This is a genomic window from Microlunatus parietis (assembly GCF_013407955.1).
GTDB lineage: Bacteria > Actinomycetota > Actinomycetes > Propionibacteriales > Propionibacteriaceae > Microlunatus > Microlunatus parietis.
The window spans coordinates 537,127-560,083 of the sequence record NZ_JACCBU010000001.1 but is presented as its reverse complement, the minus strand read 5'-3'; the positions used below and the strand labels follow the sequence as shown (position 1 = coordinate 560,083).

General features: G+C 70.5%; 22 protein-coding genes and 4 pseudogenes. 18 read left to right on the top strand and 8 right to left on the bottom strand.

The window, feature by feature from the left end; genetic code table 11:
- Positions 1-39 precede the first annotated feature (39 nt).
- The gene (locus tag BKA15_RS02725) at positions 40-369 is read right to left on the bottom strand and encodes a hypothetical protein (RefSeq protein ID WP_179747982.1); all 330 of its coding nucleotides are present in this window, start codon (positions 367-369) and stop codon (positions 40-42) included.
- Between the two features lie 177 nt (positions 370-546).
- Here BKA15_RS02725 and gatC point away from each other — a divergent pair, with 177 nt between their 5' ends.
- The 3 genes from gatC to gatB are packed head-to-tail and all read left to right on the top strand — an operon-like array spanning position 547 to position 3,835.
- Positions 547-843 carry an Asp-tRNA(Asn)/Glu-tRNA(Gln) amidotransferase subunit GatC gene (gene gatC, locus BKA15_RS02720; protein WP_179747981.1) on the top strand — a complete coding sequence of 99 codons (297 nt, stop codon included), beginning with the start codon at positions 547-549 and terminating at the stop codon, positions 841-843.
- Positions 843-2,351: an Asp-tRNA(Asn)/Glu-tRNA(Gln) amidotransferase subunit GatA gene (gatA, locus tag BKA15_RS02715; protein ID WP_179747980.1), complete on the top strand. Its 1,509-nt coding sequence runs from the start codon at positions 843-845 to the stop codon at positions 2,349-2,351. Before gatC ends, gatA begins: the two co-directional genes overlap by 1 nt.
- Positions 2,348-3,835: an Asp-tRNA(Asn)/Glu-tRNA(Gln) amidotransferase subunit GatB gene (gatB, locus tag BKA15_RS02710; RefSeq protein ID WP_179747979.1), complete on the top strand. Its 1,488-nt coding sequence runs from the start codon at positions 2,348-2,350 to the stop codon at positions 3,833-3,835. Before gatA ends, gatB begins: the two co-directional genes overlap by 4 nt.
- Before the next feature lie 897 nt (positions 3,836-4,732).
- On the opposite strand, the gene BKA15_RS02705 is transcribed toward gatB, so the two are convergent.
- Genes BKA15_RS02705 through BKA15_RS02695 form a run of 3 tightly spaced genes read right to left on the bottom strand, consistent with a single transcriptional unit; the run spans position 4,733 to position 6,645 of the window.
- Positions 4,733-5,239, bottom strand: coding sequence for a hypothetical protein (locus BKA15_RS02705; RefSeq protein WP_179747978.1), 507 nt, complete (start codon positions 5,237-5,239; stop codon positions 4,733-4,735).
- 16 nt (positions 5,240-5,255) lie between these two features.
- Complete coding sequence (locus tag BKA15_RS02700) at positions 5,256-5,483, bottom strand: hypothetical protein (protein WP_246323484.1); 228 nt, start codon at positions 5,481-5,483, stop codon at positions 5,256-5,258.
- A 16-nt stretch (positions 5,484-5,499) separates the two neighbouring features.
- A complete protein-coding gene (locus BKA15_RS02695; RefSeq protein WP_246322245.1) occupies positions 5,500-6,645 on the bottom strand; it encodes a PQQ-dependent sugar dehydrogenase in 1,146 nt (381 codons plus the stop codon).
- Positions 6,646-7,018: 373 nt separating this feature from the next.
- Between BKA15_RS02695 and BKA15_RS02690 the strand changes: the two genes are divergently transcribed.
- The gene (locus tag BKA15_RS02690) at positions 7,019-8,116 is read left to right on the top strand and encodes a winged helix DNA-binding domain-containing protein (protein ID WP_179747976.1); all 1,098 of its coding nucleotides are present in this window, start codon (positions 7,019-7,021) and stop codon (positions 8,114-8,116) included.
- On the opposite strand, the gene BKA15_RS02685 is transcribed toward BKA15_RS02690, so the two are convergent.
- Both BKA15_RS02685 and BKA15_RS02680 read right to left on the bottom strand, forming a co-directional pair.
- Positions 8,104-9,060 (bottom strand): GNAT family N-acetyltransferase, encoded by a 957-nt coding sequence (locus tag BKA15_RS02685; protein ID WP_179747975.1) that lies wholly within the window; start codon positions 9,058-9,060, stop codon positions 8,104-8,106. The genes BKA15_RS02690 and BKA15_RS02685 overlap by 13 nt on opposite strands.
- Before the next feature lies 1 nt (position 9,061).
- Complete coding sequence (locus tag BKA15_RS02680; RefSeq protein WP_179747974.1) at positions 9,062-9,718, bottom strand: TIGR03085 family metal-binding protein; 657 nt, start codon at positions 9,716-9,718, stop codon at positions 9,062-9,064.
- Between the two features lie 27 nt (positions 9,719-9,745).
- Here BKA15_RS02680 and hisI point away from each other — a divergent pair.
- From hisI to BKA15_RS35210, 12 genes and pseudogenes are all read left to right on the top strand, one after another.
- A pseudogene (gene hisI / locus BKA15_RS34735) lies at positions 9,746-10,141 on the top strand (phosphoribosyl-AMP cyclohydrolase); the annotation flags it as partial.
- A gap of 21 nt (positions 10,142-10,162) precedes the next feature.
- Positions 10,163-11,701 carry an anthranilate synthase component I gene (locus tag BKA15_RS02675; protein WP_312879664.1) on the top strand — a complete coding sequence of 513 codons (1,539 nt, stop codon included), beginning with the start codon at positions 10,163-10,165 and terminating at the stop codon, positions 11,699-11,701.
- A 2-nt stretch (positions 11,702-11,703) separates the two neighbouring features.
- Positions 11,704-12,330 (top strand): Trp biosynthesis-associated membrane protein, encoded by a 627-nt coding sequence (locus BKA15_RS02670; protein ID WP_179747972.1) that lies wholly within the window; start codon positions 11,704-11,706, stop codon positions 12,328-12,330.
- Positions 12,331-12,417: 87 nt separating this feature from the next.
- Positions 12,418-12,660: an HGxxPAAW family protein gene (locus BKA15_RS02665; protein ID WP_179747971.1), complete on the top strand. Its 243-nt coding sequence runs from the start codon at positions 12,418-12,420 to the stop codon at positions 12,658-12,660.
- A gap of 34 nt (positions 12,661-12,694) precedes the next feature.
- Positions 12,695-13,498 (top strand): indole-3-glycerol phosphate synthase TrpC, encoded by an 804-nt coding sequence (trpC, locus tag BKA15_RS02660; protein ID WP_179747970.1) that lies wholly within the window; start codon positions 12,695-12,697, stop codon positions 13,496-13,498.
- Between the two features lie 71 nt (positions 13,499-13,569).
- Positions 13,570-14,835, top strand: coding sequence for a tryptophan synthase subunit beta (trpB, locus tag BKA15_RS02655; protein ID WP_179747969.1), 1,266 nt, complete (start codon positions 13,570-13,572; stop codon positions 14,833-14,835).
- A gap of 19 nt (positions 14,836-14,854) precedes the next feature.
- On the top strand, positions 14,855-15,730 hold the full coding sequence (gene trpA / locus BKA15_RS02650) for a tryptophan synthase subunit alpha (RefSeq protein ID WP_179758188.1): 876 nt from the start codon (positions 14,855-14,857) through the stop codon (positions 15,728-15,730).
- A gap of 32 nt (positions 15,731-15,762) precedes the next feature.
- Positions 15,763-16,266 carry a MauE/DoxX family redox-associated membrane protein gene (locus BKA15_RS02645; RefSeq protein WP_179747968.1) on the top strand — a complete coding sequence of 168 codons (504 nt, stop codon included), beginning with the start codon at positions 15,763-15,765 and terminating at the stop codon, positions 16,264-16,266.
- On the top strand, positions 16,263-17,003 hold the full coding sequence (locus BKA15_RS02640; RefSeq protein WP_179747967.1) for a DsbA family protein: 741 nt from the start codon (positions 16,263-16,265) through the stop codon (positions 17,001-17,003). Before BKA15_RS02645 ends, BKA15_RS02640 begins: the two co-directional genes overlap by 4 nt.
- The gene (gene lgt / locus BKA15_RS02635) at positions 17,000-18,001 is read left to right on the top strand and encodes a prolipoprotein diacylglyceryl transferase (RefSeq protein WP_179747966.1); all 1,002 of its coding nucleotides are present in this window, start codon (positions 17,000-17,002) and stop codon (positions 17,999-18,001) included. The genes BKA15_RS02640 and lgt overlap by 4 nt, the downstream gene beginning before the upstream one ends.
- A gap of 38 nt (positions 18,002-18,039) precedes the next feature.
- Positions 18,040-18,626: pseudogene (locus BKA15_RS35215) on the top strand (phosphotransferase enzyme family protein); the annotation flags it as partial.
- Between the two features lie 27 nt (positions 18,627-18,653).
- A complete protein-coding gene (locus BKA15_RS35210; RefSeq protein ID WP_246322243.1) occupies positions 18,654-18,821 on the top strand; it encodes a hypothetical protein in 168 nt (55 codons plus the stop codon).
- Positions 18,822-18,881: 60 nt separating this feature from the next.
- Here the strand turns inward: BKA15_RS35210 and BKA15_RS02625 are convergent.
- Positions 18,882-20,160 (bottom strand): annotated as a pseudogene (locus tag BKA15_RS02625) (ISL3 family transposase).
- A gap of 163 nt (positions 20,161-20,323) precedes the next feature.
- On the opposite strand from BKA15_RS02625, the gene BKA15_RS02620 reads away from it, so the two are divergent.
- Entirely contained in the window at positions 20,324-20,833 is a 510-nt protein-coding gene (locus tag BKA15_RS02620) for a DinB family protein (protein ID WP_179747965.1), read from the top strand.
- Positions 20,834-20,911: 78 nt separating this feature from the next.
- Here the strand turns inward: BKA15_RS02620 and BKA15_RS02615 are convergent.
- Positions 20,912-21,085, bottom strand: a pseudogene (locus BKA15_RS02615) (ISL3 family transposase); the annotation flags it as partial.
- Between the two features lie 172 nt (positions 21,086-21,257).
- Between BKA15_RS02615 and BKA15_RS02610 the strand changes: the two are divergent.
- On the top strand, positions 21,258-22,760 hold the full coding sequence (locus BKA15_RS02610) for a DUF222 domain-containing protein (protein WP_179747964.1): 1,503 nt from the start codon (positions 21,258-21,260) through the stop codon (positions 22,758-22,760).
- Positions 22,761-22,957 lie beyond the last annotated feature (197 nt).

Here is a 22,957-nt window from a genome sequence, read left to right as displayed (position 1 = left end):
GATCCGTCCGGCGTGGTCCGCGGAGAGACTACCGGCGGTTCAGCCGAGGTTGCTGAGCGGGTGACCGTTTTCTGCGCAGCCGTCGATGATCAACTTCTTGGCCTCGGCCGGGACCTCCTTCGGGTTCTCCAGCAGCGTGATCGTCGCCTCGACCCACGCCTGCCCGTCGGCGTCGAGCTGCCTGGAGTCGCGCAGCGCACGCAGTCCGGCCAGGGTCGCCTTGTTGGCCACGGAGCCGGTCGCGGCGGCCGAGTCGACCGCCGGGCAGCCGATCGCGTACGCGTCGCCCGCGGAGATCCCGGCCTCGGCGCAGCCGGCAAAGGACAGCGTCGCGACCCCGGCGACGAGCAACGTCAAGATCCGCTTCATGCCGTCAAACCTAGTGCAGCGACACTGCACTCGCGTCGTCCTCAACTTCGAGCCTCGTCTGTGAGGTGCGTGTCCGGCGGCTGTGCACGCGGTTCGGGGCGCCGGTTCTGAGGTTCCGGCGCCGCGTCCCTAGGATTGGCCCGGAACTCGAAGAAGCACCACCCGACGAGGAGAGACGTGGCACTGACCGCCGACGACGTTGCCGCCCTGGCCCGGCTGGCCAGGATCGACCTGACCCCGGACGAGCAGCAGCACCTGGCCCCGCAGCTGGACGTGATCTTGGAGTCCGTGGCGCGGGTGTCCGAGGTCGCGGCCGAGGACGTACCGCCGACCTCGCACGCGCTGCCGCTGACCAACGTGTTCCGGCCGGACGAGGTGCAGCAGTCGCTGCCGGTGGATCAGGTGCTGGCCGGTGCCCCGGCCGCCGAGCAGGACCGGTTCCGGGTGCCCCGGATCCTCGACGAGGAGGCGTGATGAGCGACCTGATCACCGCCACCGCGGCGGAGCTGGCGGGCAAGATCGCCAACCGGGAGGTCAGCGCGGTCGAGGTCACCCAGGCCCATCTGGACCGGGTCGCGGCCGTCGACGAACGGGTCGGCGCCTTCCTGCACGTGGACGGCGAGCGGGCTCTGCAGCAGGCTGCCGGGGTGGACGCCAAGGTCGCCGCCGGTGAGGCGGTCGGTCCGCTGGCCGGCGTGCCGTTGGCGCTCAAGGACGTGCTCACGTATGTCGGCGCGCCGACCACCTGCGGTTCCAAGGTGCTGGAGGGCTGGCTGCCGCCGTACAACGCCACGATCACCCAGCGGCTGCTGGACGCCGACGTGGTAATCCTCGGCAAGACCAACATGGACGAGTTCGCGATGGGCTCGTCGACCGAGAACTCGGCCTACGGACCGACCCGCAACCCGTGGGACCTGGACCGGATCCCCGGCGGTTCCGGCGGCGGTTCGGCCGCCGCCCTGGCCGCGTACGAGGCTCCGCTGGCGATCGGCACCGACACCGGCGGCTCGATCCGCCAACCGGCCTCGGTGACCGGCACCGTGGGCATCAAGCCGACCTACGGCGCGAGCTCCCGGTACGGTCTCGTCGCGCTGGCCTCGAGCCTCGACCAGCCCGGCCCGTGCGCCCGCAACGTCGAGGACGCGGCCCTGCTGCACCAGGTGATCGCCGGGCACGACCCGCGCGACTCCACCTCGATCGACGCCCCGGTCCCGCCGGTGGTCGAGGCGGCCCGGTCCGGCGACGTCAAGGGCATGAAGATCGGCGTGATCACCGACCTGCGCGGCGAGGGCTATGCGCCGGGTGTGATGCAGCGGTTCGACGAGGCGGTGACCAAGCTCGCTGATCTTGGTGCGGAGATCGTCGAGGTGTCCTGCCCGCACTTCCAGTACGGCCTGGCCGCCTACTACTTGATCATGCCCAGCGAGTGCAGCTCCAACCTGGCCAAGTTCGACGCGATGCGGTTCGGCTTGCGGGTCGGCGACGACGGCGCGTTCTCGGCCGAACAGGTGATGGCGGCGACCCGCGAGGCCGGCTTCGGTGCGGAGGTGAAGCGCCGGATCATCATCGGCACCTACGCCCTGTCGGCCGGCTACTACGACGCCTACTACGGCCAGGCGCAGAAGGTCCGGACCATGATCATCCGCGACTTCGAGGCCGCGTTCGAGCAGGTCGACGCGCTGGTCTCGCCGGCCACTCCGGTGACCGCGTTCAAGATCGGCGAGAAGATCGAGGACCCGCTCGCCATGTACGCCAACGATCTGTGCACCATCCCGTCCAGCCTGGCCGGCAACGCCAGCGCCTCGTTCCCGATCGGGCTGGCGCCGGAGGACGGCCTGCCGGTGGGCCTGCAGGTGATGGCGCCACCGCTGGCCGATGATCGTTTGTATCGGGTCGGGGCCGCGCTCGAGCGCGCGTTGATCAAGGACTGGGGCGGCCCGTTGCTCGACCGGATTCCGGAACTGGAGGTGGCGGCACGATGACGGTCCTGCCGTACGAGGAGGCCCTGGCGAACTTCGATCCCGTACTGGGGCTCGAGGTGCACGTCGAACTCAACACGGCCTCGAAGATGTTCTGCGGCTGCTCGACCGAGTTCGGCGCGCCGCCCAACACGCAGACCTGCCCGACCTGCCTCGGCCTGCCCGGCTCGCTGCCGGTGGTCAACGCGCGGGCGGTCGAGTCGGCGATCCGGATCGGGTTGGCGCTGAACTGTTCGATCGCGCCGTGGTGCCGGTTCGCCCGGAAGAACTACTTCTATCCGGACATGCCGAAGAACTACCAGATCTCCCAGTACGACGAGCCGATCGCGTTCGACGGCTGGACCGAGGTGGAGGTCGACGGCGAGACGTACCGGATCGGCATCGAGCGGGCGCACATGGAGGAGGACACCGGGAAGTCGCTGCACGTCGGCGGCGCGACCGGCCGGATCCACGGCGCCGCCTACTCGCTGCTGGACTACAACCGGTCCGGCGTGCCGTTGATCGAGATCGTCACCAAGCCGATCGAGGGGACCGGCGCGAAGGCGCCCGAGGTGGCGCGCGCGTACGTGACGATGCTGCGCGACCTGCTCCGGGCGCTGGACGTGTCCGACGTCCGGATGGAGCAGGGCTCGCTGCGCTGCGACGCCAACGTTTCCCTGCGGCCGTCGCCGGACGCCGAGTTCGGGACCCGGACCGAGACCAAGAACGTGAACTCGCTGCGCAGCGTCGAGCGGTCGATCCGGTACGAGATCACCCGGCAGGCCGCCGTGCTGACCGGCGGCGGAACGATCACCCAGGAGACCCGGCACTGGCACGAGGACACCGGCGAGACCACGCCGGGCCGGAGCAAGGAGACCGCGGAGGACTACCGCTACTTCCCCGAGCCGGACCTGGTGCCCGTCGCACCGGACGCCGCCTGGGTGGAGGAGCTGCGGGCCACCCTGCCCGAGCCGCCCGTGGCCCGGCTGAAGCGGGTCAGCGCCGAGTGGGGCTTCACCGAGTTGGAGTTGCGCGACGTCGTCGCGGCCGGCGCGGTGGACCTGATCGACCGTACGGTCGCGGCCGGCACGACACCGCAGGCCGCCCGGAAGTGGTGGCTCAGTGAGGTCGCCCGGCGTGCCAACGAGACCGGCGTCGAGCTCGCCGACGCCGGCATCAGCCCGGAGCAGGTGGCCGAGATCCAGGCCCTGGTCGACGACAAGACGATCAACGACAAGCTGGCCCGGCAGGTCTTCGACGGCGTCTTCGCCGGTGAGGGCTCGCCGGCCGACGTGGTCAAGGCCCGCGGGCTCGCCGTGGTGTCCGACGAGGGTGCCCTGGGCGCCGCTGTCGACGCCGCGATCCAGGCCAATCCCGACGTCGCCGACAAGATCAAGTCCGGCAAGGTGCAGGCCGCCGGAGCCCTGATCGGCGCGGTGATGAAGGAGATGCGCGGCCAGGCCGACGCCGGCCGCGTCCGCGAGTTGATCTTGGAGAAGCTCGGCTGACCCGGCACCACCCCAGGCGCCCGGCCACGCCGGTGGCCCAGCCGCGTCGCTGGCCGCCGCGCCGGCGGCCCGCCCCTCCGACAGCCGCGACCGTTGCACGCGTCCGCGACGGTTGCATCGGTCGCGGACAGGAGGAACGGTCGCGGCTGGGGAGGGCCCGCTGCGCGCGCACTCAAACCCGACCCTCGACCCGCTGCTCCAACCGCGACCGTTTGTCCGATCCGCGACTGTTGCAGCGGTCGCGGGTGCGTGGAACGGTCGCGGCTGGGACGCGGTGCGGGTGTTCGGTCGGCGAGGCGGTGGGTGGTGGGGAGGTTGGGCGCGCGGTGCTGAGCCGCGGTAGAGCGGGGCCTCCCTGGCCGCTTCCGCGCGGCTCCTTGATCGGATCCGCGACCGCTTGTCCGATCCGCGACTGTTGCATCGGTCGCGGATGAGCGGAACGGTCGCGGCTGTGACTGGGGTCGAGCGCGGGGCGCCGCGGGCGGCGGGGTCGGCTGCTGGATCGGCTGGCGGGCGGCGGGGTCGGCTGCTTGCGGGCCGGGCTGCCGTGGTACCGGGGTCGGCTGCGGCGGGCCGGGCTGCCGTGGTACCGGGGTCGGCTGCGGCGGGCCGGGCTGCCGTGCACCGGGGTTGGGCGCTCTCTTCTCGGGCTCGCGACCGTTGCTCGCGTCCGCGACTGCTGCAACGGTTGCGGATGCGTGGAACATTCGCGGCTGAGGGCGCGGGCGTGGCGGGGCCGATTCCGTCGAGCGCCGTGCCTGGCGAACCGGAGTCTGCGACTGGAAAGGTCGACCCGGTCGAGTCGAGGGGGTGCGTGTCGCGAAACCTCCTCAGGTCGGATGGTTCAACGTTGAAATCGGCCCTAGCGCTTCACCTGTGGAGGTTTAACGACATCGCTCAAGGGCGCAGGTCGATCACGTCGAGGTCGGGGCGGAAGCGGCGGAGCGGATTGGCGAGGCGCTCGACCGGGAAGTCGCTGATCACGTCGGGCAAGCGGAACTGCCCGGTCATTCTCGGGTCCGTACCGTCCGAAGCTGCCGTCCGGATCGGGTCGTCGCCGGCCACCGGGGTGCTGAGCAGGATCAGCGTCGTCGCCGGGCCGTCGGGTTCCGCGAACTCCTTGATCAGCACCGTGCGGACGCGTTCCCAGGGGATGAGGGCCTGCCGACCCTGAGCAATGCCGCCCGGGCCCGCCGTGATCACCGGGGTCGGCTTGGCTTCGCCGATGTAGAGGGTCAGCGAGGCAACACTCAAGATCATTCCGATCAGGGTGAACGGCGAGACGCCCGGCTGGACCAGGAACCCGAGCGCACCGATGGCGACACCGCCGACCAGGAGCAGGGCGATCAGCCAGGTCCAGTGCCGCCGTTCGACGCGCAGGACGTCGATCCGCTGATCGCTCATCAGTGCTGATCACCCATCAGTGCTGTCCGGGCGGGCCGTTCGGGTCCCGGCCGGCTCGGGCCGCCAAGATCAACAGCACCGCGCCGCCGGCGGCGACCACGAGCCCGATGATCAACCACATCGGCTGGCCGGTCATCGAGCTGCCGCCGATCAGGTTCGCGCCCTGACCGATCCAGAGCAGGCCGACCACGAGGGCCAGCACGCCGATCACGGTGAACAGCCGGGCCCGAGTACGCGAAGTCACCTCGCCATCCTCGCAGTCACCGGGTGATCCGCAGCAGCCGGTCGTCTCCGTCCCGCGGTTCGAGCCGGCCGTCGGTGTTGTTGGTGAGCATCAGCAGCGACTCGCCGTCGGCGGAGACCTCGACCGAGCGGAGCCGGCCGTACTCCTCGGTGAAGTGGGCGATCGGCTCGCCGGCCCGGTCGCCGTCCAGCGGGATCTCCCAGAGACGTTGGCCGCGCAACGCGGCGAGATAGAGCGATCCCTTCCAGTACGTCATCCCGGACGGCGACGCCTCCGCGGTGGACCAGACCGCCTGCGGGTCGATCAGGTCACTGCCGCCGCCCTCGCCCTCGACCAGCGGCCAGCCGTAGTTGCCGCCGGCCTCGATCAGGTTCAGCTCGTCCCAGGTCTGGTCGCCGAACTCGCTGGCCCAGAGCCAGCCCTCGGGGTCGAACGCGAGGCCCTGCACGTTGCGGTGGCCGTAGCTGTACACCTCGCTGTCGAACGGGTTCCCGGGCGCCGGCGCACCGTCGGGGGTGATCCGGAGGATCTTCCCGGCCAGCGAGTCACGGTCCTGGGCCAGGTCGGGCTCGCCGGTCTCGCCGGTGCTGACGTACAGCAGATCGTCGGGGCCGACCCGGAGCCGGCCGCCATCGTGCCGGGCGCCGTGCGGGATGCCCTGCAGGATCACGTCGGGCTGGCCGAGCTGGTTGCCGTCCCAGCTGAACCGGGCCACCCGGTTGTCGGAATCGGTGGTGAAGTAGGCGAAGACGACGCGCTCGTCGGCGCTGGCGGCGATGCCGAGCAGTCCGCCCTCGACGTTCGGCTCGGCCTCGGCCACCGTGGCCACGACCGCGGCCTCCTTGCCGACGATCTGCTTGATCTCCCGGGTGTCCCGCTCGGAGACTAGGAAGCTGCCGTCCCGGAGCGGGATCAGCCCCCACGGCGAGGTGAGCCCGGTGATCAACTCGGTCGCTTTCGGCGCTCCGAGTTCGGTCGAGGTGGGAGTCGGACTCGGCGTCGGGGTCGGCGTTGCGGACGGGCTCCTCGACCCGACCAGCGGCGACGGTCCGCCAGAAGACGGGGCCGGGCTGGGGGATGGCTCCACGGGCGCCGGCTGCGAACAACCGGCGACGCCGGCCGCGGCCGCGAGTCCGAGAAAGCGGCGGCGGGGCAACATCATCGGGCCAGTCTCCACCGAACGGCCAAACCACGCCACGGTCGTTGCTGCGCGATCAGTCACGACCATTCCGGTCAGCCGGCGGTTCGGTGGGGACGACCCTGCGGCGCCGCCTCCGGAAGGACCAGGCCAGAAGGAAGAGGAGGGCGTCGCTCGGCAGTTGGGCGGGCCGGTCCACGTGCATCAGGGGGTCGAGTGGCCATGCACGGTCTTCGTCGGCGGGGCCGGAGGAGTGCCTGTCCATGTCTGCGTCTCTTCGGTTCGCTAGAGATCTAGAATGCTAGTATTCTAGGTAGCGAAGCGGAGTGGGTGACCTGACCTGCGGGGCGGCTGACACAGCTGACGAACCGGCGCATCGGGCCGTAGCGTGAGGTTCATGATCAGCGCCGATCTGGACCGGAACCGCCTGCTGACCCACCGCCTCCGCGCTCATCAGCTCACCGAGCCGGCCGCGGCACCGGCCGACTGCGCGGTCCTCGGGGTGGGGGTGCGGGACAATCCCGTCGGTGACACGGCGCCCTTGGCCCTGCGGGCTCGGACCGAGCCGGCCGGCGACGCCGAGGAGGGTCTGATCCGCGCCTATTCGGTACGGAGTGCGATCCACCTGCACCGCCGGACCGACCTGCCGCTGCTCGTGGCCGCCCTGCGCTGGCAGCGGCCCGACGAGCCGGCCCGGGGCAATTTCGGCGACCTGGCGGTCCCGGACCCGCTGGCCGCGGTCGCCGAGGCCGCCGACGCGATGCGGGCGATCACGGCCGACGGCCAACCGCAGACCAAGGGCGAGTTGAGCGGTGCGGTCACGGCCCGGCTCGACCCGGCCCTCTCGCCGTGGTGCGCGTACTGCAAGGCCCACCACGTGAACGACGGCCTGTTCCGCCAGGCCACCCTGCAGGCCGGGCTGGTCGTCGTCCCGGACCCGGCCGGGTCCTTCCGCCTGCACCCGTACGAGAGCGCGATCGAGGTGATCGATCCGACACAGGCCCGGCGCGAGTTGCTGCGCCGCTATCTGAGCCTGGCCGGCTCAGCGACCCCGGCCGCGCTCGGCACCTGGCTCGGCCTGAGTACGGCGGCGGCCCGCGCCTGGTGGAACCTGCTCGCCGACGAACTGGAACCGGTCCGCGTGGACGGCCAGCGGGTCTGGATCCACGCCGACGATCTCGCAGCGCTGCCCGAGTCGCCCGAACGGGCGGTCAGCCTGGTGCCGCCCTACGACCCGTACCTGGAAGTGGCGGAGCGGAAGCTCCTGGTCACAGATCCGGACCGTCGGGCGAAGGTCTGGCGGGCCATCCGGAACCCGGGCGTCGTGCTCTGCGGCGGCGAGGTGATCGGCACCTGGCGAGACCGGCAGGCCAAGGCGGGCCGGGCCGTCACCGTGGAACTCTTCGACGTGCCGACCCGGACCCTGCATCGCGCGATCGAGCAGCGCGCCAAAGGTCTACTGCCCGGCGCGGCGGTCGACCTTCAACGGTCGTAGCTCACGAACCCGCGGACCGCCTCGAAACCGAGCGAGCGATAGAGCGTGTCGGCGCCGGTCGGACTGGCCGAGTCGACGCCGAGCGACGCGGTCCGGAAGCCGAGATCGGCGGCGGTCCGGGCGACCCGGCGGATCAGGGCCGACGCGATGCCGCGCTTGCGGTGGCTCGCGGCGGTGCCGACCGTGTCGATCCAGGCGTCCCGATGCCCGGTCGCCGCCGTGTCGGCCTCGAAGTACTGGGTCAGCGCCAGCCCGACCGGCGTGCCGTCGGCGTCAAGAGCGAGCCAGGTCAGGTCCGGCCGGAAGCTGCGGCTGCGGGTCTTGTAGTGCTGCCACTGCTCGACGGTCCACTGACCGGCTCCCCAGTGGTCGGCGAAGGTGGCGTTGCGGAGCAGCCGCAGCGGCTCCTCGTCCTCGTCCCGGTACGTCCGCAGGGTCAGCCCCGGCAGCTCGGGCGCGGGCCCGGGCGGGTTCTCGGCCAGATCCCAGGTCAGCTCGGTGAACCAGCGCACCGCGGTGAAGCCGTGCCGGGCCAGCAGCCGTTCGCCGTACAGGTCGAGTTCCGGCAGCCCGGTGCGCAGATTCAGCGGCAGTTCCGTCTCGGCCGCCGCACGGCGTGCCTCGGCGGTACGGATCGCCCAGCTGAGCAGTGTCGTCCCGATACCGCGGCCGCGCAGTTCCGGGTGCACCGCGGCGTCCAGTCCGATCCGGAATACCGGCTCCGTCGTCTCCCGTACGGCGAGCGTCGCGTAACCGGCCAGTCGGCCGTCGCAGAGCACCGCCAGCGTGTCCCGGTCGAGGTCGAGGCCGGGCGTCTCGAGATCCTCGGCCAGGTCCTCCACCGCGTAGTGCTCGCCGGTCCGGTGGACCAATGCGCAGACCTCCAGCAACTCGACCCAGGCCGGCAGGTCGGCGCGGCTCAGCGGCCGCGTCTGCAGGTCCATGTCAGACGCTCAGGTCGGTCGAGTTGAGCAGGTCGATCGCGGCCGGCTCGCCGACCAGCTTGACCTCGGCGGCCGCGGTCCGGCCGTTGGCGAACAGCATCAGCTCGCTGGGTACGCCGACGACGGTGACGATCGTGGCGCCGGTGCTGGCCCGGATCGTCTCCGGCTCGCCGTCGTCCCCGACCGAGCCGGCCCGTTCCAGCACGACGCCGAGCGGGGCCCGGCGGAAGAAGGCGCGGCCGAGCAGTTTGAGCCGCCGCCACATCCACTCCTCGACGTCGGCGTCCAGCTCCCGGTGCGGCTGCGGGACCGCGCCCGCTCGCCGTACGTCCTCGTGGTGGATGAAGAACTCGGTCGTGTTCGCGGCGTCGTCGACCCCGGGCAGCGCGAACACGGAGAACCGGGCCGGCCCGTGCCGGAGCCGGTCCACCAGCTCCCCGTACTCCCAGCGCTGCTTGGTCTCGGCCATTCGCCGTTCGGTCAGCCCGGCCAGCGGCTTGGCCAGCATGCCGGGGGCGCCGAGCGGGTCGGTCTCCCGGATCCACAGGTGCGCGGCCAGATCGTGCGTGGACCAGCCTTCGCAAAGGGTCGGCGCGTCCGGGCCGGCCTCGTCGAAGAGGTCACACAACGCGGCGCGTTCCGTCTTCGCGAAGGTCATGTGCAGAAATGCTAGGACACCCGAACGATGGCCCGGCTATCCGGTGCGAGACTCCCTGGTGACAACCGCAACAATGGACCCGTGTCCGAGACCACCGCCACCCCCGAAACGCTGCCCGCGGAGATCGCTGCGGCGCTGAAACGCGACCCCGACGGCCTGGTCGCCGCGGTCATCCAGGAGGAGAGCACCGGCGACGTGCTGATGCTCGGCTGGATGGACGACGAGGCCCTGCGGCGTACGTTGACCACCGGCCGGTCCACCTTCTGGTCGCGGAGCCGGCAGCAGCACTGGGTCAAGGGCGAGACCAGCGGGCACCGGCAATGGGTCCGCGAGGTCCGGCTGGACTGCGACGGCGACGCGTTGTTGATCAAGGTCCACCAGGAGGGCCCGGCCTGCCACACCGGCACCCACACCTGCTTCGACGACCGCGAACTGCCGGCCGTCGTGCTCGAGCGTGATCACGGGGTACGGACCGCGGCGCCGATCACGCCGACGCTGGAGGAGTTCCGGGTCCAGGCCAAGGACCGCCGGGTGATCAGCGTCTACCGGCGGCTGCTGGCCGACACCGAGACCGCGGTCGGTCTGTACGCCAAGCTGAGCCGCGGCCTGCCCGGCAGCTACCTGCTGGAGTCGGCCGAGCAGGGTGTCTGGTCGCGCTACTCCTTCATCGGCGTCAAGACGGCGGCGACGCTGACCGAGCAGGACGGCGAGGCGCACTGGACCGGGCACGCGCCGGTCGGGCTGCCCACCGGCGGCGACCCGATCGAGGCGGTCCAGGAGACCCTCCGGCTGCTGCACACGCCGCGCGCCGAGGGGCTGCCGCCGTTCACGTCGGGCCTGGTCGGCTATCTCAGCTACGACGCGGTCCGCCGGGTCGAGGTGCTGCCGGACACCAATCCGGGCGACCTCGCGATCCCCGAGCTGGCGTTCCTGCTGGCCAGCGACCTGGCCGTACTCGACCAGCACACCGGCGAGGTCTGGCTGATCGCCAACGCGATCAACTACGACGCCACCGACGAGCGGGTCGACGAGGCGTACGCGGACGCGGTGGCCCGGGTCGACGCGATGACCGAGGCGCTGCGCCGGCCCACCCCGTCGGCCGTGGTCGCCGCCGATCGGGAGCACCAGCTGCCGATCCGGCGGCAGCGCACCGCCGACGAGTACCAGGACGCGGTACGGGCAGCGATCGAGGAGATCAAGGCCGGCGAGGCGTTCCAGATCGTGGTCAGCCAGCGGTTCGAGGTGGAGACCTCGGCGGACGCGCTGGACATCTACCGGGTGCTCCGGCTGACCAACCCGAGCCCGTACATGTATCTGCTCCGGATGGACGGCTTCGACATCGTCGGCTGCTCGCCGGAGGCCCTGGTCACGGTCAAGGAGGGCACCGCGATCACGCATCCGATCGCCGGTTCCAAGCCGCGCGGCGCGACACCGGCCGAGGACGCGGCGTACGAGGCGGAGCTGGAGTCGGACCCGAAGGAACGGGCCGAGCACGTGATGCTGGTCGATCTCGGCCGGAACGATCTCGGCCGGGTCTGCCAGCCGGGCACGGTGGAGGTGATCGAGTTCGCCGAGGTGCGCCGGTACAGCCACATCATGCACCTGGAGTCCACCGTCACCGGCACCATCGCCGACGGCCGGAGCGCCCTCGACGTGGTGCTGGCCGCGTTCCCGGCCGGCACCCTCTCCGGCGCGCCGAAGGTCCGGGCGATGGAGATCATCGACAAGCTGGAGGTGAGCCGGCGCGCCCTGTACGGCGGCGTGGTCGGCTACTTCGACTTCGCCGGCGACGCGGACGCGGCGATCGCGATCCGGACCGCGTTGATCAAGGACGGCGTCGCGTACGTGCAGGCGGGCGGCGGCATCGTCGCCGACTCGGTGCCGGCCAGTGAAGATCAGGAGAGTCAGAACAAGGCGGCCGCGGTGATCCGGGCGATCTCCGTCGCCGAGTCCTTTGCCGAGCCGGTGCCCGCCAGAAGTTGATCATGGTCGAATCCGACACCAAGATCACCAAGGCGGCCGGGCTGAGTCCGGGCCGGGCGAGGTTTCTCGCGCTGGCCGGAGTCGCGCTGGCCGGGCTGCTGGCCTTGATCATCTCCGGCCAGCCGTGGTGGCGAGCGCAGGGGAGCGATGCCGGTGTCGTGTTCACCGGGTCGGACGCCACGGCCGGGCTGAGCCAGGCGCTCGGCGCGGTGGCGCTGGCCGGCTTCCTGCTGGCGTTGACCCTGCGCGGGCGGGGCCGGCAGGTGCTGGCCGTCCTGCTCGGGCTGGTCGGGGTCGCCGTGATCGTCGTCGGCGGGTTCCGGTTCCAGCCGGACACCCGCGCCGTCCGGGCCAAGCTGCAGCAGGTCAGCCTGAGCCAGGAGTTCGCGCTGACCGGCACCCCCTGGCCGATCGGGTACGTGATCGCGGGCGTGCTGCTGCTCGGTGCCGCGATCCTGATCATGATCACCGCGCCGTCCTGGCCGACCCGGGCCGACCGGTTTCGCCGGGGCCGGTCCGGCGCCGCGACGGCCGACGCGGAGCCGATCGACCTGTGGAAGGCGATGGACGCCGGTGCCGACCCGACCGATGAGGGGGCGGACCCGGACCGCTCTCGTACGGACAACTGAGCGGGTCGCGGCCCTGCTCACGACCCCGATGTGCAATCGAAGGCACCAGAGTCCACAATGGGGGAAACATGGCGAGGCGAGGGAACCATGACTGACACATCGAACGTGGCGGAGGAGAACTCCGCGCCGACCCGGGCGAAGCAGGTCCACCACGGCCGGACCCCGGCTGCCTGGATCGGCGTGACGATCGGCATGATCGGCTTCATCGTGGGCGGCATCGCCATGGTCCTCGGACCCAACTGGCCGCTGTTCTGGATCGGGGTCGCGATCTTGGTCGTAGCCCTGATCGTGACCCAAATCCTGCGCAAACTCGGCTTCGGCGCTGACTGAAGCCGGCCGTACGAGCTGATCGGGTGAGCCAGCCATGGGAGCACTAGACGACATCATCGCCGGCGTGCGTGCCGACCTTGAGGTACGCCAGCAGGAGGTGTCGCTGGACCGGCTGAAGGAGCGGGTCCAGCAAGCCAACCCGGCCATCGACCCACGCCCGGTGCTGTCCGGGCCCGGCGTGGCCGTGATCGCCGAGGTGAAGCGCTCCAGCCCGAGCAAGGGCGCGCTCGCCGAGATCGCGGACCCGGCCGCCCTGGCCGGCGAGTACGAGGCCGGCGGCGCGGCGGCAATCTCGGTGCTGACCGAGCGGCGGCGGTTCGGCGGCTCACTGGAGGACCTGGTCAAGGTCCGCTGCGCGGTCGACATCCCGGTGCTCCGCAAGGACTTCATCGTCACGGCCTACCAGCTGTTCGAGGCCCGCGCGGCCGGTGCCGACCTGGCCCTGCTGATCGTGGCGGCGCTCGACGACAACGAGCTGGTCAGCCTGATCGAGCGGGCCGAGTCGATCGGCCTGACCCCGCTGGTCGAGGTGCACACGGCGACCGAGATCAAGCGTGCGGTCGACGCCGGCGCCAAGATCATCGGCGTCAACGCGCGGAACCTGCAGACCCTCGAGGTCGACCAGAGCACGTTCGCCCGGCTGGCGCCGTCGATCCCGAGCGGGATCATCCGGATCGCCGAGTCCGGGGTCCGCGGCCCGCACGACGTGATCGAGCTGGCCCGGGCCGGTGCCGACGTGGTGCTGGTCGGCGAGGCGCTGGTCACCGGCCGCGACCCGCGGGCCGGTGTGGCCGATCTGGTCGCCGCCGGTGCGCACCCGGCGCTCTACAAGTCCTGATCAGACAACAATTCGATGATCTTCCGTGTCCCGGCTCCGGGCCGGGTCCGTTTCCAGGAAAGCTTCCTACTGTGTCGAGCACATCCACGCCGAATTCAACCAACCGGGCGACCGACCGCCGGTTGCCCGACGAGCGCGGGCACTTCGACGCGTTCGGCGGCAAGTACGTCCCCGAGGCGCTGTACGCGGCGCTGGACCAGCTGAACGCCGAGTTCGAGAAGGCGATCGCGGATCCGGAGTTCGTGGCCGAACTGGCCGCGCTGCGCGCCGACTACACCGGCCGCCCGAGCCCGATCACCGAGGTGCCGCGGTTCGCCGAGGGCTCCGGGGCCCGGATCGTGCTGAAGCGCGAGGATCTCAACCACACCGGCTCGCACAAGATCAACAACGTGCTGGGTCAGGCGCTGCTGACCCGCCGGATGGGCAAGACCCGGGTGATCGCCGAGACCGGCGCCGGCCAGCACGGCGTCGCCACCGCCACCGCCGCCGCGCTGTTCGGCCTGGACTGCACGGTCTACATGGGTGAGGTGGACACCGAGCGGCAGGCGCTCAACGTGGCCCGGATGCAGCTGCTCGGCGCCACCGTGGTGCCGGTGAAGTCGGGAACCCGGACGCTCAAGGATGCGATGAACGACGCGATGCGCGACTGGGTCGCCTCCGTCGACAGCACCCACTACCTGATCGGGTCGGTGGCCGGCCCGCACCCGTTCCCGATGATCGTCCGCGAGTTCCAGCGGGTGATCAGCACCGAGGCCCGGGCGCAGCTGCTGGACCGCTACGGCCGGCTGCCGGACGCCGTCGCCGCGTGCGTCGGCGGCGGGTCGAACGCGCTCGGCATCTTCGCCGACTTCATCCCCGACGAGAGCGTCGCGCTGTACGGGTTCGAGGCGGGCGGCGACGGCGTCGAGACCGGCAAGCACGCGGCGGCGATCACCGGCGGCGAGGTCGGCGTGCTGCACGGGATGCGGACGTACGTGCTGCAGGACGAGGACGGCCAGACCAAGGACTCGCACTCGATCTCGGCCGGGCTGGACTATCCCGGTGTCGGGCCCGAACACTCCTGGCTGGCCAGCACCGGCCGGGCGACCTACGAGGCGGTCACCGACGCCGAGGCGATGGACGCGTTCGGCCTGCTGTCGCGGACCGAGGGCATCATGCCGGCGATCGAGTCGGCGCACGCGCTGGCCGGCGCGCTCAAGCTCGGCGGCCGGCTGCGCCGTGAGGGCGGCGAACCGCCGCTGATCCTGGTCAGCCTGTCCGGGCGCGGCGACAAGGACGTGGCGACCGCGATCGACTGGTTCAAGCTCGACGTCGACGCGGGCAAGGAGTTGGGCTGACATGGCGTTCGAGCAGGGGATCACCGGAGCCGCGCTGGCGGACATCCGGCAAAGCGGTAGAGCGGCGCTGGTCGGCTACCTGCCGGTCGGGTTCCCGTCCGTGCCCGGGTCGCTGGCGGCGCTGCGCGCGCTGACCGGCGAGGGTGACTCGCCGGGCGTGGACCTGGTCGAGGTCGGCATCCCGTACAGCGATCCGGTGATGGACGGCGTGACCGTGCAGCGGGCCGGGACCGCCGCGCTGGAGCGCGGAGTGCGGACCCGGGACGTGTTCGCGGCGGTCGAGGCGGTCACGTCGACCGGGACACCGGCCGTCGTGATGACGTACTGGAACCTCGTCGACCGGTACGGCATCGACGCGTTCGCCCGGGACCTGGCCGGGGTCGGCGGGGCCGGGCTGATCACGCCCGACCTGACTCCCGACGAGGGCGCGGAGTGGATCGAGGTCGCGGACGCGCGCGGGCTGGACAAGGTGTTCCTGGTCTCGCCGTCGTCGACCGACGAGCGCCTGGCCCGGACCGTGAACGAGTGCCGCGGCTGGGTCTATGCGACGGCCGTGATGGGCGTCACCGGGGCCCGGGCGACAGTGTCGTCGGCGGCGCCGGAGCTGGTCGGCCGGATCCGTACCGCCGTGCCGAAGGCGTTCGTCGGCGTCGGACTCGGTGTCTCGACCGGGGCCCAGGCCGCCGACATCGGCGGCTACGCCGACGCGGTCGTGGTCGGGTCGGCGCTGGTGTCGACGCTCATCGAGGCCGACGAGGCGGGCTGGCCGGACGACCTGACCGGGCTGCGCAGTCTGGTCGCGGACCTGGCCGAGGGTGTCCGCGCTCACAGTCCGGGTCACAAGTCGGACACGGCAGGAACCATTGCGGGAGATGCCGGGTTAGTCCCTCAGTGAGTCTCCAGCACCCCTACGCAGCCGCGCATCCGGTGAGTTCGTGGATCTCCACGCTGGCCCGGTGGCTGCTGGGTGGGGTGCTGATCGCCGCCGGTGCCATCAAGATGGTCAACCTCGCCGATTCCGCGGCCGTCCTGCGGGCCTACCAGCTGCTGCCCGACGGCGTGGCGGTCGCGGTGGGCTGGACGATCCCGTTCTTCTCGATCCTGCTGGGATTGGTGCTGCTCGCCGGCGCGGTCACCCGGGTCGCGGCGATCGTGTCGGCCGTGCTGATGGTGTTGTTCCTCGTCGCGGTCGCCTCGGCGGCGGCGCGCGGGTTGAGCGTCGACTGTGGCTGCTTCGGCGGTGGCGGTGAGGTGGCGCCGGGCCAGGAGCAGTACGGCATCGAGGTGATCCGCACGGTCGGGCTGCTGGTCTGTGCCGGCTGGCTGATCGTACGGCCGCGGAGCCGGTTCAGCTTCGACCGGGCGACGCCGGAGGAGGAGGCGGCCGATGAGGCCGATCGTGAGACGTCGCTGATCGGTGGCCGCCGGTGAACGCGTCGGCGAAACGGCCGGGCGGCAAGACCGGCAAGGCGGCGGAGCAGGAGCGGCAGCGGGCCCAGCGGCGGAAGGACCTGCGGACCTTGATCATCGCCGCGGCCGTGCTGCTCGTCCTCGTCGTCGGCGCCGGGGTCGGCTATCAGGTGTGGCGGGTGAACCGGATGCCGAGCGCCGTACCCGAGCGGGCCGAGACGCTGGCGCCGGTGCAGTTGAGCGACGGGAAGCCGGTCCGGCTCGGCAATACCGACGCGCCGCACGTGCTGACCGCCTGGGTCGACTTCCACTGCCCGGGCTGCGCCGGGTTCGAGCAGGATTACGGGCCGGGCCTGTTCGCGGCCGTGCAGCAGGGGTCGCTGGCGATCGACGTCTATCCGATGTCGTTCCACGACGCCGGTTCGGTGGCCGCCGCGAACGGCTTCGCCTGCGCGGCCGAGGCCGGCTTCGGTACCGCGTACTACCGCGGTCTGTTCGCCAACCGCGACCTGGACTGGAGCAGTGCCCAGCTGACCGACCTCGCCGGCAAGGCGTCGGCCGAGGTACCGGCGAGCTTCGGCGACTGCGTCCAGAACGGGGCGCACGCGGCCTGGGTGGACTCGATCACCGTCGCCGCCGACCGGGCCGGCGTGCAGCAGACCCCGACCATCGCGCTCGACGGCGACCCGATTGACCTGAACACGACGACACCTGAGATGCTCGTCGCCATGATCGAGAAGGCGGCGGCCGCCCGATGACCGAACTCACGGTGCTCAGCATTCCGAGCCCGCCCGCGTCGTCGGTGAACATCTTCGGCTTCGAACTGCGCGCGTACGCCGTCTGCATCATCATCGGCATCGTCGTCGCGTACCTCATCGCGAACCGGCGCTGGAAGGAGCGCGGCGGCCGGCCGGACTCGATGGAGCTGGTGGTCGCGGCGGCTGTCCCGTTCGGGATCGTCGGCGCCCGGCTCTATCACGTGATCACCGACTACCAGCTCTACTTCGGCCCGGGCCGCGATCCGCTGGACGCACTGAAGATCTGGCAGGGCGGGCTCGGCATCTGGGGCGGCGTCGCCCTCGGTGCGCTGGGTGCCTGGCTGGTCGCCCGCAAGCGCAAGATCAAGTTCGCCGCCCTGGCCGACGCCGTCGCGCCCGCGATCCTGGTGGCACAGGCGATCGGGCGGCTCGGCAACTGGTTCAACCAGGAACTCTTCGGCGCCCCCACCACCCTGCCGTGGGGACTGGTGATCGATCCGCAATACCGGCCCGCAGGTTACGAACAGTACGAGACGTTCCACCCGACCTTCCTCTACGAGCTGCTCTGGTGTCTCGGCGCGTTCGCCGTGTTGATCTTGTTGGATCGGCGGCTGAAGCTGGGTCGCGGCAAGGTGTTCGCCCTGTACGTCATCCTCTACACGGCCGGCCGGTTCTGGATCGAGGCGCTCCGGATCGACCCGGTGAACGAGGTCGGCGGGTTCCGGCTGAACAACTACACCTCGTTGATCGTCTTCGTCGCCGCCGTGATCGTCTTGATCTTGCTCTTCAAGTTCCGGCCCGGCCGCGAGGAGATCGTCGAGGGTGATCCGCCTGCCGCCGATGATCAGTCCGAGGACGACGGCGCCGCCGCGGTGAAGGCGGAGGACGAGACCGCCGGTGCCGCCGACGAGGAATCCGACAGGTCCGAGAACGACGAGGCCGAGAAGGACGACGCCGAGAACGAGAACGACGGGGCGAAGGCGGGCGACGCCCGCTGATCTTCCGTCGCGGGACCGACGCGCTGAGCACCGCGGAGGTGCATCGGTTGATCACCGGCGACTACGGCCTCGAGCCGACCCGGATCGAGCTGATCGCGAACGGCCACAACGACACCTACCGCATCGAGGCGGCTGGTGCGAGCCTCGCGTTCCGGGTCTACGGGGAAGGCAAGTCCTGGATCCGAGGCACGAGTGATCTCCGGTTCGAACTCGACCTGCTGACCTACCTGCGAGCGCGGCGCGCGCCGATCTCGTACCCGATCGAACGGAGCTCCGGCGACACCCTCGGGACCGGGACCCGTCACTACGCACTGTTCTCCTGGTGCCCCGGACGGCCCGTCAGCGCGAACGAGCTGACCCTTCCGCAGGCCGAACGACTCGGGGCCGCGCTGGCGTCGATCCATGCGGCCGCCGATGCTTTCGTGACCGAGCACAGCCGCTACTCGCTCGATCAGGCGACCCTGGGCCGAGCGGCTGGGGCGTCATCCACGGCGATCCACAGGCCCTGAACGTCCACTTCACCGACGACGGCGCGGTCCACGTCTTCGATTTCGATCACTGCGCCTTCGGCTGGCGCGCCTACGACCTCGCGTACTGCCTGCGCCACACCAGCGCGGCCGACGACCAGCAGGGCGAAGCCATCCGCGCGGCTGTGATCGGCGGCTACAACTCCGTTCGCCCTCTCACCGACGCCGAGTACGAACTGCTGCCGACCCTCGGTCAGGCGGCCTGGATCCACGAAGGCACGGAGGTCGGCCACGGCCTGCTCGCCAGCAAACTCGCCCGCCTCCTGCGCGATCCCTACGGCGCCTGGGAGTGACCGGAAGACGACAGTCCTTCGCCCTGACCGCGCCCATTTCGGTGCTCGAAATCTGGCTCTTCACAATCGAGGGTGTAGTTGGGGTCGGAAGCCGCCAGTCTCGAGTAGTGATCTGGCGATGTAGTCCGTCAGGTTGCGGAACCCGAGGGCGGAGCCGCGGAGGTGTTGGAGGCGGCCGTTGATCGCTTCGGTGGGGTCGTTGGATGTGCCGGGCCGGTCGAAGTAGGCGAGCACGTCGGCGGCGCGCTTGGTCAGGGTGCGGCCGAGCGTGATGATCTCGCTGAACGGGCTGGGGACGCCTCGGCTGATCGACTCGATCAACTGCCTCATCAGCTCGCGGCCCCGGGTTCGGTCGGGCTCACGGTAGGCGGCGATCATCCGCTGGTAGATGCCCCAGGTGGCTTCGACCTCGACGTGGGCGTCGGCCGCGAACAGCTCCGTCAGCCGGTGCTGCTGGGTCTCGGTGAGCAGGTCGGCGCCGGTGTGCAGGGTGCGTCGCGCGGCATATAGTGGATCGTCGGTGCGGCCTCGGTGCCCGTGGGTGGCCTGCTGGACCCGGCGCTGGCACTGATCCAGGGCGTCGCCTGCCAGACGGACGACGTGGAAGGGGTTCAGCACCGGCACAGCCTCGGGTAGCTCTTCGGCGGGGGCGGTCTTGAACCCGGTGAACCCGTCCATCGCGACGACCTCGATATTGTCGCGCCACGACTTGTCCCGTTCGGCGAGCCAGGCCTTGAAGGCCTGTTTGGAGCGGCCGGCGACCATGTCTAGAAGCCGCGCCAGCCCGGTGCCGTCGCGGATCGGCGTCAGGTCGATGATCACGGTCACGTACTTGTCGCCACGCCGGGTGTGCCGCCAGACGTGCTCGTCCACGCCGATGACCTGCACGTCGTCGAAGCGGTGCGGATCGTCGATCAGGACCCGGCGGCCCTCGGCCAGGACCGCGTCGTTGGCGGTGTTCCACGAGACCGCCAGAGCGTCGGCGACGCGGGCGAGCGCCCACCACAGGCCACGTCGCGACAGCTTCGCCCGCGGCTCGGCGGCCCGCGAGACGTGCCTGGCGCCACACGTGACCGCACCCGGTGCACCGGTATCGGCGGAGGCTGACCTTCAAAACCGTGGGCCGCCACCCGAACGGCTCGTGCGCCAACCGCCGGACCACCGTGTCCCTGGCCGCGCCCTGGCATCCGCAGCGACGACACCATTTGTCGGGCTCGACAACCCGGCACCGGAGAATCGCCCGATCGGGCTCCAACCGCTGCGCGAGCACTTCGAGCCCGAGATCATCAAGACGAGCGAACGTGGTCAGGTCAGGGCGGGCGCAGGTAGCGTCAGACACGTCGAGGTCTTCCAGACGGACGGCATAGTCACCTCCATCCTCGGGAGACCTCGACCCCTACCCGGCCACCGACGCGCCGACCGGATTACACCCTCAACTGCGACTGCGAAGAGCCCAAAAATAGCCACCGTGCGAGGGTCGGCCCGCGTGCTACGTTCCGGCCATGACTAGACCCGGTGAGATCCTCGGCAGCGTGTTCGCCGCCAGCGAGCGCGAGCAGCTCGAGACGTTCCTGGATTACCTGCGCGACGCCGTCGTGCGCAAGGCCCGCGGGGTGTCGGAGGAGGACGCCCGGCGCAGCCCGGTGCCGACCGGCACCAACCTCGGCGGCCTGATCAAACACCTGCGGTGGGTGGAACTGGGCGGGTTCGCCGAGCAGATCGGGCAGATCCCCGCCGCGGAGCTGCCCGCGCCGCCGTGGACCGACGCAGACCCGGAGGCCGACCTGCGGCTGGAGCCGAACGAGAAGCTCGACGACGTCATCGCCGCCTACCAGGCGGAGTGCGACCGCTCCCGCGAGATCGCCGCCCAGCACAGCCTCGACTACGCCGTCACCACACCGCGGGGCAGGGAGCTGACGTGGATGTACCTGCACGTGATCGTGGAGACCGCCCGGCACGCGGGCCACGCGGACATCCTGCGCGAGATGATCGACGGCAGCGTCGGCGACTGACGGCTCGCGGCGCGTCGTCGGTCCGTGTTCCGGGTCGTCGGAGGCGGCGTTACAACGGTATCGGCGGAGGCTGACCTACAACACCGTGGGCCGCCGCCCGAACGGCTCGTGCGCCAACCGCCGGACCACCGTGTCCCTGGCCGCGCCAGGGCATCCGCAGCAACGACACCATCTGTCGGGCTCGACAACCCGGCACCGGAGAATCGCCCGATCGGGCACCAACCGCTGCCCGAGCACTTCGAGCCCGAGGTCATAGTCGCCCCCATCCTCGGGAGACCTCGACCCCTACCCGGCCACCGACGCGTCGACCGGAATACACCCTTAACTGCGAAGAGCCGAAATCTGGCCACTCCGCAGCGACGTGATCCCCTGGATTCCCTTGTTTTATTGGTGTTTGTCGGCCATCTCGACTAGAATAGAACTCATGTTCGAGTCGTTGGAGGAGCGGGTCGTCGGGTACGCGACCGACGACATCCTCAAGGCTGCCGCCGAAACGCTGCGGGCCAAGGTCGAGGCCGAGAATGCGTTGCTGGCCTGGACCGCGGCGTGGGCTGATGCGAACTCGGCCGACTCGATCCACCCCGACGAGTTGGCCCTGCCCGGTGGTCCGCGCGGTGTCCGGCCGGGTGGTGAGGGCACGCCCGAGGTTCATGATCTTGCCCTGGAGGAGCTCGCGGTCAAGATCAAGAAGAGCGACTACGCGTGTATGAAGTTCGTCGGTGAAGTCCTCGACCTGCGGCACCGACTCCCGCTGCTGTGGGAGAAGACGATGAGGTGCGAGGTCGAAGGCTGGCAGGCACGCAGCATCGCTCGGCAGACCCACGACCTCACCCTGGAGATGGCGCTCCAGGTCGACGAGGAACTCGCCGGAGTGGCCGGGCTGGTCGGGCAGCAGAAACTGCAGAACCTGACCGAGGCGGCCATGGCGAGAGTCGACGGCCCCCGGCTGGAACGCGAAGCCGCGGAGCGGAAGAAGCAACTCGGCGTGTGGCTGTCGCAGACCAACGACGAGGGTTTGAAGGGACTGTTCGCGCGGTTGCAGCCGCCGGATGCGGTTCGGTTGTTCGGCCGGATCCAAGAGCTCGCTGATGCGTTGCCGCCGGATGGGCGGACGCCGGACGAACGGCGGGCGGCGGGGTTGGCGTTGCTGGCCAACGAGTTGGAGGCGTCACGGCTGCTGGCGGAGTATCGTCAGCCGGATCTGTTCGGCGAGGCGTTCGCCGAAGCTGTCCTACCGGTCGACGGTGAGGACGAGCACGAGCCGTTGGAGGAGTCCGAGCTCCACCCGTCCCTGCGGGACCAGCCGGCCAAGATCATCGACACCGAGGCAGACGCCAAGGCGGCCGTCTTCAAGGCCGCCGTCGAGCAGATCGTGGCGAAACTGGACCCGGCCCTGCTGGTGCCGACCTCGACCTTGATCGTGCACATCGCCGCCGAAACCCTGGCGGGCGAGCATGGGATCTGCCGGGTGCCCGGCATCGGACCCGTGCTGAAGGGTGTAGTGAAGGACTGGCTCGGTCATGATCGGGTCAAGGTGGTGCCGGTGATCAACCTCAACGACACCCCAGCCCCGGTCGACGACTATCAGATTCCGCCGCGGCACAAGCGTTATCTGCGGTTCGCGCGGCCGGGCTCGCGGTTCCCGTGGTCGACCGCGACCGGGCGGCTGGAGTTTGATCACACCCAGCCCTACCGGTCGGCTGGTCCGCCGGGCCAGACCGACATCGCCAAACTGACCCCGCTGGCGAAGCGGGAGCATCGCGCGGTCACGTTCGGCGGCTGGCAGCGACGACAACCCGAGCCGGACACGATGATCTTCAAATCACCCCACGGCGATGTCCAGATCACCAACTACTCCGGCACTTTCGATCTTGGTCACGGCCCGTTCGCCCACGCCGTCTGGACCGCCGCAGACCCGATCACCTGAACAAATCGCGGAGCCCTGTCGAAGGGCGGCATCAAACCGCCCTGCGATAGGGGTGTCGCCATGCCCCTGGACCCGGGACACGTCAGGTGAGGTGGTCGACATCGCCGCCAGCAGTCGATGATCATTCCGGCGAGTCGAAGGACGCGGCCGAGTCGGCTGGGATCGGCGAGCCGGCGGACGCCGATGCACCGACCGAG

What these genes read in the sequence shown, in the direction of transcription:
- BKA15_RS02725 (WP_179747982.1), bottom strand. Translation starts at nt 369, where the DNA reads ATGAAGCGGATCTTGACGTTGCTCGTCGCCGGGGTCGCGACGCTGTCC.
- gatA (WP_179747980.1), top strand. Translation starts at nt 843, where the DNA reads ATGAGCGACCTGATCACCGCCACCGCGGCGGAGCTGGCGGGCAAGATC.
- gatB (WP_179747979.1), top strand. Translation starts at nt 2,348, where the DNA reads ATGACGGTCCTGCCGTACGAGGAGGCCCTGGCGAACTTCGATCCCGTA.
- BKA15_RS02705 (WP_179747978.1), bottom strand. Translation starts at nt 5,239, where the DNA reads ATGAGCGATCAGCGGATCGACGTCCTGCGCGTCGAACGGCGGCACTGG.
- BKA15_RS02695 (WP_246322245.1), bottom strand. Translation starts at nt 6,645, where the DNA reads ATGATGTTGCCCCGCCGCCGCTTTCTCGGACTCGCGGCCGCGGCCGGC.
- BKA15_RS02690 (WP_179747976.1), top strand. Translation starts at nt 7,019, where the DNA reads ATGATCAGCGCCGATCTGGACCGGAACCGCCTGCTGACCCACCGCCTC.
- BKA15_RS02685 (WP_179747975.1), bottom strand. Translation starts at nt 9,060, where the DNA reads ATGGACCTGCAGACGCGGCCGCTGAGCCGCGCCGACCTGCCGGCCTGG.
- BKA15_RS02680 (WP_179747974.1), bottom strand. Translation starts at nt 9,718, where the DNA reads ATGACCTTCGCGAAGACGGAACGCGCCGCGTTGTGTGACCTCTTCGAC.
- BKA15_RS02670 (WP_179747972.1), top strand. Translation starts at nt 11,704, where the DNA reads ATGGTCGAATCCGACACCAAGATCACCAAGGCGGCCGGGCTGAGTCCG.
- BKA15_RS02665 (WP_179747971.1), top strand. Translation starts at nt 12,418, where the DNA reads ATGACTGACACATCGAACGTGGCGGAGGAGAACTCCGCGCCGACCCGG.
- trpC (WP_179747970.1), top strand. Translation starts at nt 12,695, where the DNA reads ATGGGAGCACTAGACGACATCATCGCCGGCGTGCGTGCCGACCTTGAG.
- lgt (WP_179747966.1), top strand. Translation starts at nt 17,000, where the DNA reads ATGACCGAACTCACGGTGCTCAGCATTCCGAGCCCGCCCGCGTCGTCG.
- BKA15_RS02620 (WP_179747965.1), top strand. Translation starts at nt 20,324, where the DNA reads ATGACTAGACCCGGTGAGATCCTCGGCAGCGTGTTCGCCGCCAGCGAG.
- BKA15_RS02610 (WP_179747964.1), top strand. Translation starts at nt 21,258, where the DNA reads ATGTTCGAGTCGTTGGAGGAGCGGGTCGTCGGGTACGCGACCGACGAC.